The 564-nt window shown below is 61.3% G+C and carries 1 pseudogene; it reads left to right on the forward strand.

Going from position 1 to position 564, the window contains the following annotated elements:
* A pseudogene (locus ACW4E8_RS41090) lies at nt 1-564 on the forward strand (nitroreductase); the annotation flags it as partial.

Here is a 564-nt window from a genome sequence, read left to right on the forward strand (position 1 = left end):
CGAACCGACGCTGCCAAATTCAGAGCCGCATCTGTGGTCTGCGACGCCCGCCCTCGACCTGAGCTTTGCCCGGATCGCCCGGCAGCGGCGCAGCGCCACGAGTTTCGATGGTACGACGCGCATCGCCGCCGCGGCTTTTTTTACCATGCTGGAAAGCCTGCTGGTGAGTCGCGACACGCCACCGTGGAACGCGCTGAGGTCTCCTGCAGCGGTGCATCCGGCGCTGTTTGTGCACCGCGTGGACGGTCTGGAGCCGGGCCTGTATCTGCTGGTGAGGAATTCCGGAGCGCTGCCTGACCTCAAGCGGGCCATGCGCCCGGAATGGCTGTGGCAAAGGACTGGACCAGACCATCTGCCACTCTATTTCCTACTGCCTTTCGATTTACGCGCGGTGGCAAAGCTGATCAGTTGTCACCAGGATATCGCCGCCGATTCCTGCTTTGCGCTGGGGATGCTCGCAAACTTCGAAATCGCCATGAAGCAGCCATGGCGTTACCGTCATCTTTTCTGGGAATGCGGCATGCTCGGCCAGGCGCTCTATCTTGAAGCCGAAGCCATCGAAGA

It is taken from the genome of Cupriavidus sp. CP313 (assembly GCF_054072015.1).